Source organism: Allobosea sp. CER48 (assembly GCF_044752385.1).
Lineage (GTDB): Bacteria > Pseudomonadota > Alphaproteobacteria > Rhizobiales > Beijerinckiaceae > Allobosea.
This window is the reverse complement of the sequence record NZ_JBIWYK010000222.1, coordinates 1-5,203: the sequence shown is the minus strand read 5'-3', so window position 1 is coordinate 5,203 and position 5,203 is coordinate 1. Positions and strand designations below refer to the sequence as shown.

General features: G+C 65.4%; 7 protein-coding genes. 1 reads left to right on the top strand and 6 read right to left on the bottom strand.

The features are described from left to right. The 4 genes from ACIPIA_RS09940 to lepB all read right to left on the bottom strand — a co-directional run. Positions 1 to 502 (bottom strand): sugar O-acetyltransferase (locus tag ACIPIA_RS09940; RefSeq protein ID WP_400509032.1); only part of this gene is annotated, 502 nt, incomplete at its 3' end. 19 nt (positions 503 to 521) lie between these two features. Beyond that, entirely contained in the window at positions 522 to 1,439 is a 918-nt protein-coding gene (gene era, locus ACIPIA_RS09935; RefSeq protein ID WP_400509030.1) for a GTPase Era, read from the bottom strand. After that, on the bottom strand, positions 1,432 to 2,223 hold the full coding sequence (gene rnc, locus ACIPIA_RS09930) for a ribonuclease III (RefSeq protein ID WP_400509028.1): 792 nt from the start codon (positions 2,221 to 2,223) through the stop codon (positions 1,432 to 1,434). The genes era and rnc overlap by 8 nt, the downstream gene beginning before the upstream one ends. Beyond that, a complete protein-coding gene (gene lepB, locus ACIPIA_RS09925) occupies positions 2,160 to 2,927 on the bottom strand; it encodes a signal peptidase I (RefSeq protein WP_400509027.1) in 768 nt (255 codons plus the stop codon). Before lepB ends, rnc begins: the two co-directional genes overlap by 64 nt. A 243-nt stretch (positions 2,928 to 3,170) precedes the next feature. Between lepB and aqpZ the strand changes: the two genes are divergently transcribed. Beyond that, on the top strand, positions 3,171 to 3,884 hold the full coding sequence (gene aqpZ, locus ACIPIA_RS09920; RefSeq protein WP_400509025.1) for an aquaporin Z: 714 nt from the start codon (positions 3,171 to 3,173) through the stop codon (positions 3,882 to 3,884). 101 nt (positions 3,885 to 3,985) lie between these two features. Here aqpZ and acpS read toward each other — a convergent pair whose 3' ends face one another. Together acpS and ACIPIA_RS09910 are read right to left on the bottom strand one after the other, a co-directional pair. Beyond that, positions 3,986 to 4,390, bottom strand: a complete 405-nt coding sequence (gene acpS, locus ACIPIA_RS09915) for a holo-ACP synthase (protein ID WP_400509023.1) — start codon at positions 4,388 to 4,390, stop codon at positions 3,986 to 3,988. A 61-nt stretch (positions 4,391 to 4,451) separates the two neighbouring features. Next, the gene (locus ACIPIA_RS09910) at positions 4,452 to 5,192 is read right to left on the bottom strand and encodes a pyridoxine 5'-phosphate synthase (RefSeq protein WP_400509033.1); all 741 of its coding nucleotides are present in this window, start codon (positions 5,190 to 5,192) and stop codon (positions 4,452 to 4,454) included. Positions 5,193 to 5,203 lie beyond the last annotated feature (11 nt).

The window sequence follows — 5,203 nt, the reverse complement described above, 5'->3', positions numbered from 1 at the left end:
CCGGAACGTCACGGGTGACGACGCTGCCGGCGCCGACGATCGCATCGTCGCCGATCGTGACGCCTGGCAGGATGATCGCGCCGCCACCGATCCAGACGTTGCGCCCGATGCTGACCGGGCGGCCGAATTCGAGCATCGCTTTGCGCTGTACGGGATCGCGTGGATGATCCGCGGTAAGGATCTGGACGCCCGGCCCGATCTGCGTGCCGTCGCCGATGGCCACCGGCACCACGTCCAGGATGACGCAGTTGAAGTTCAGGAAGACGCCATCGCCCAGGGCAATGTTGTGGCCGTAGTCGCAATGGAAGGGCGGGCGGACGGTGACGTCGCGCCCGACATGGCCGAAGGCCTCCTTCAGCAGGGCCGGTCTCTGCTCGGGATTGGCCGTGGTGGCATTGAAGCGCTCCATCCAGGCGCTGATGCGGCGGTTGTCGGCGATGAGCTCGGGGCAGTCGGCGCGGTAGAGCTCACCGGCCAGCATCTTCTCCTTTTCGCTGCGCATCGCCGTTCCTTTGCGTCATTCAGCCTTTGCCCTTGGGGAACTCCAGCCCCATCTCGCGATAGCGTTCGGGGTCGTCGCTCCAGTTCTCGCGGACCTTCACGAACAGGAAGAGGTGCACCTTGGCTTCCGCAGCCTCGGCGATCTCGGCGCGCGCCTTCTGACCGATCGCCTTGATGGTCTGGCCGCCTTCGCCGAGGACGATCTTCCGCTGCCCCTCGCGCTCGACATAGATCGTCTGCTCGATCCTCACGGACCCGTCCGGCTTCTGCTGCCAGCTCTCGGTCTCGACGGTGGAGCGGTAGGGCAATTCGTCATGCAGCCGCTCGAAGATCTTCTCGCGGGTGATCTCGGCGGCGAGGAAGCGCAGCGGCGCGTCCGAGATCTGGTCTTCCGGATAGAGCCAGGGGCCGAGCGGCAGGCGCTTCTCGAGCCAGGTCAGGATGTCCTTGACGCCATAGCCGGTCAGCGCGGCGACCATGAAGGTCGACTCGAACTGCCCGCGCTCGTTCACCTTGGCGGTGATCTCGAGCAGCTTCTCCTTCGGCACCGTGTCGATCTTGTTGAGGATCAGGAATTTCGGCTGCTTCAGCTCGGCGAGCTTCTCCAGCAGCACGGTGTTCTCCTCGTGCTCGAAGCGGGCGACATCGATCAGCACGCCGATCAGGTCGGCATCGGTGGCGCCGCCCCACGCGCTCGTCACCATCGCGCGGTCGAGCCGTCGCTTGGGCGCGAAGATGCCGGGCGTATCGACGAAGATGATCTGCGCCGGGCCGGACATGGCGATGCCGCGCACCTGCGTGCGGGTCGTCTGCACCTTGCGCGAGACGATCGAGACCTTGGCGCCGACGAGCTGGTTCAGCAGCGTCGACTTGCCGGCGTTCGGCGCGCCGATCAGCGCGACGAAGCCGCAACGCGTTGCTTGGTCGGTTTCAGACATTGTCGCTTTCCGGATTGTCATTCCACAGGCCTTCGCGTCGCAGGAAGGCTTCGGCGGCGGCCTGTTCCGCCAGCCGCTTGGAGGGGCCGCGCGCTTCGGAATCCGCAAGCCCGCTGATCTTGGCGGCCACCACGAAAACCGGGGCATGGTCCGGCCCCGAACGGCCGCGCTCGCTATAGGTGGGCGTCGCGTAGCCCTTGCCTTGCGCCCATTCCTGCAACGCGGTCTTCGCGTCGCGCAACGGCCGGACCGGCTTCATCAGCCGTTCGCCGAAGGCGCGCTCCACCAGAGCACGCGCGACATCGTACCCGCCGTCGATGAAAACGGCGCCGATGATCGCTTCGCAGGCATCTGCCAGGATCGCCTTGTTCTTGCGGGCGCCGCCCAAGATCTCGCCGTCGCCCAGCCGCATGAATTGGCCGAGATTCCAGCCTTGGGCCACCTCTGCGCAGGTTTCCTTGCGCACGAGGTCGGCAAGGCGGCGCGAAAGGTTGCCTTCTTCCGACTGCGGGTAATGCCGGAACAGCAGATCGGCGATCGAGAGGCCGAGCACGCGGTCCCCGAGAAATTCGAGGCGCTGGTAGCTCGCAAGCCGGGATTCTTCGGCACTCATATGGGTGAGAGCCGTCGTCAACAGGGACTTGTCGCGGAAGGAATGCCCCAACGCGGCTTCTAGCCGCGCGGTGTCCGGCGCCTTGCGCGCGGTTTCGCTGCCTTTGCTCACTTGATGGTGCTGAACAGACGGTTCCAGCGAACCGTGTAGGGCCATTCCCAGATCTTCCATGCCGAAGCACCTTCCTCGATCGAGAAGAAGATGATCTCGGCTCGCCCGACGAAGTTTTCGAACGGCACATAGCCGACGCTGCGATCGCGCGAGTCGAGAGAGTTGTCGCGGTTGTCGCCCATCATGAAGAAATGGCCGGGGGGCACGGTGAAGACCTGGGTGTTGTCGAAGGTGCCGGTATCGCCCTCGCGCTCGATGATCTCGTGGCTGACGCCGTTGGGCAGGGTCTCGCGATAACGGATCACCGGGACGCTGCGGCCCCAGTTGTCGCTGGTGGTGTAATCGGCGATGCGCTCGCGCTTAACCGGCTGGTTGTTGATATGCAGGATGCCGTCGATCATCTGGATGCGGTCGCCCGGCAGCCCGATGACGCGCTTGATGTAGTCGGTCGAGTTGTCGGTCGGCAGCTTGAAGACCGCGATGTCGCCGCGCTTCGGCTCGGCCGCCCATACGCGCCCGGAGAACAGCGGCGGGCTGAACGGGATCGAGTGCTTGGAGTAGCCATAGGTGTATTTCGACACGAACAGGTAGTCGCCGATCAGCAGCGTCGGGATCAGCGAGCCCGACGGGATGTTGAAGGGCTGGAACAGCAGGGTGCGGATCACCAGCGCGATCAGAAGCGCCTGGACGACAACCTTGATCGTCTCGAAGACGCCGCCTTCTTCCTTGGCTGCCTTGTTCTTGCTTTCGACTTCGTTGGCCACGCGGGCGCTCCTGGGACTGCGATCCAGCGCGCGGTCTAGCCGACTATCGCCTCTGCGACAACGCGCAACAGCAGTCAGGGGGGATGACGCCGCCGGATGGCGAATACATGCTGAGAATAATTCGAATGCAAGAAAAGGGCGGGAGAAAGGCCGAAATCGCGGGTCGAATACGCGTTTCCATGCGTTGACGACATCGTGTTTGACGAACAGCATTCCCCCGTTTCTGACTCTGGGGGAATCACCATGAGCACGAAGAAATATGTCGCCGAAGCCATAGGTACGTTCTGGTTGACGTTTGCAGGTTGCGGCAGCGCGGTCATCGCTGCAGGATTTCCGAATGTCGGTATCGGGTTGCTGGGCGTTTCGCTCGCCTTCGGCCTCACTGTCGTGACGATGGCGTATGCGATCGGCCATATTTCAGGCTGCCATCTCAATCCGGCGGTGACCGTCGGCCTCGCGGCAGGCGGGCGGTTCCCGGGTGGGCAAGTTGTTCCCTACATCGTGGCCCAGGTCGTCGGGGCGATCGTCGCGGCAGGCGTCCTCTACGTCATCGCCCGTGGAGCACCGGGCTTCGACCTTGCCGGCGGCTTTGCTTCGAACGGCTATGGCGAGCATTCGCCGGGCAAGTACAACCTCGTTTCGGCCTTCCTCATGGAGGTCGTCATGACGATGATGTTCCTGTTCATCATCATGGGGGCGACGCACGGCAAGGCTCCGGCGGGTTTCGCGCCGCTGGCTATCGGCCTCGGCCTGTGCCTGATCCATCTGGTCAGCATCCCCGTGACGAACACCTCGGTGAACCCGGCGCGCAGCACCGGTCCGGCCCTGTTCGTCGGCGGCTGGGCGATCCAGCAGCTCTGGCTCTTCTGGGTCGCTCCGCTGATCGGCGGCGTGCTTGGCGGCGTCATCTATCGCTGGCTCGGCGACGGGCCGGAAGAGGCTGTCACCGGTCGGTGACCTGCCGCGGGATCGGTCGCGATCTCCGTCAGGACAACCAACGAAAGCCGGCGCGGTTTGCGCCGGCTTTTCCATTGCGGGAGAGGCGTACGGCCGAAGCCTCAGCCGCTGATCGGGCGCGCCTCGATGACAACAAAGGCCTGCGCCAGCGGCGGGTCGTCCGTCAGCGAGACATGGACGAACGCCTCGAAGCCGGGCGGGGTCATCGCCTTCACCTGTTCCAGCGCGCCGCCCGTCAGCCTCATCGTCGGGCGGCCGCTCGGCAGGTTGACCACTTCCATGTCGCGCCAGAACACGCTGGCCCGCATGCCGGTGCCCAGCGCCTTGGAGCAGGCTTCCTTGGCGGCGAAGCGGCGGGCATAGGAGGCCGCCCGCGTCGCGCGGCGGTCGGATTTTCTCCGCTCGCCTTCGGTGAAGACACGGTGGGTGAAGCGCTCGCCGAAGCGTTCGAGGGAGCGCTCGATGCGGCGGATGTCGCAGAGGTCGGAGCCGATGCCGAGGATCATGCCTCGCGTTTAGAGTATTCGCCCCAAAAGGGGAAACCGGTTTCCGACGGAGCGGGAGCGTTTAGTGCCCTGCGCCGCGCCCCTCGTCCATCGCCTGCCGCATGCGGCGGATGGCGGCCTCCAGCCCGATGAAGATCGCCTCGCCGATAAGGAAATGGCCGATGTTGAATTCGACGAAGGCCGGGACGGCTGCGAGCGTGCGCGCTGTGTCGTAGTCGAGCCCATGTCCGGCGTGGACTTCGAGGCCGAGACTGGCGCCATAGGCCGCGCCGTTGGCCAGCCGCCGAAACTCGGCCTCCGCCTTTGTCGTGTCGCCATCCACGACGGCGTGGCACCAGCTGCCGGTGTGGAGTTCGACGACGGGCGCGCCGAGCTTGGCGGACATCGCGATCGGTGCCTCATCCGGCTCGATGAAGAGCGAGACGCGGCAACCGGCGGCCTTGAGTTGCGCGATGCGCGGAGCCAGCTGTGCTTCCTGGCGCACGACGTCCAGCCCGCCTTCGGTGGTACGCTCCTCGCGCTTTTCGGGCACGAGGCAGGCCGCGTGCGGCTTCAGCCGCTCCGCCAGGGCGATCATTTCGGCGGTCGTTGCCATCTCGAAATTGAGGGGCTTCGTGAGTTCGGTCGCGAGACGCTCGACGTCGGCGTCGCGGATGTGGCGGCGGTCTTCGCGCAGATGGGCCGTGATGCCGTCGGCACCGGCCGCGATGGCGAGTTGGGCGGCTCGGACCGGGTCGGGCAGGGCCCCGCCGCGCGCATTTCTCACGGTGGCGACATGATCGATGTTGACGCCCAGACGCAGCCGTTCGGCCA

Coding starts and splice junctions, on each gene's coding strand:
- acpS (WP_400509023.1), bottom strand. CDS start 4,390: ATGATCCTCGGCATCGGCTCCGACCTCTGCGACATCCGCCGCATCGAG.
- aqpZ (WP_400509025.1), top strand. CDS start 3,171: ATGAGCACGAAGAAATATGTCGCCGAAGCCATAGGTACGTTCTGGTTG.
- era (WP_400509030.1), bottom strand. CDS start 1,439: ATGTCTGAAACCGACCAAGCAACGCGTTGCGGCTTCGTCGCGCTGATC.
- rnc (WP_400509028.1), bottom strand. CDS start 2,223: ATGGAAGATCTGGGAATGGCCCTACACGGTTCGCTGGAACCGTCTGTT.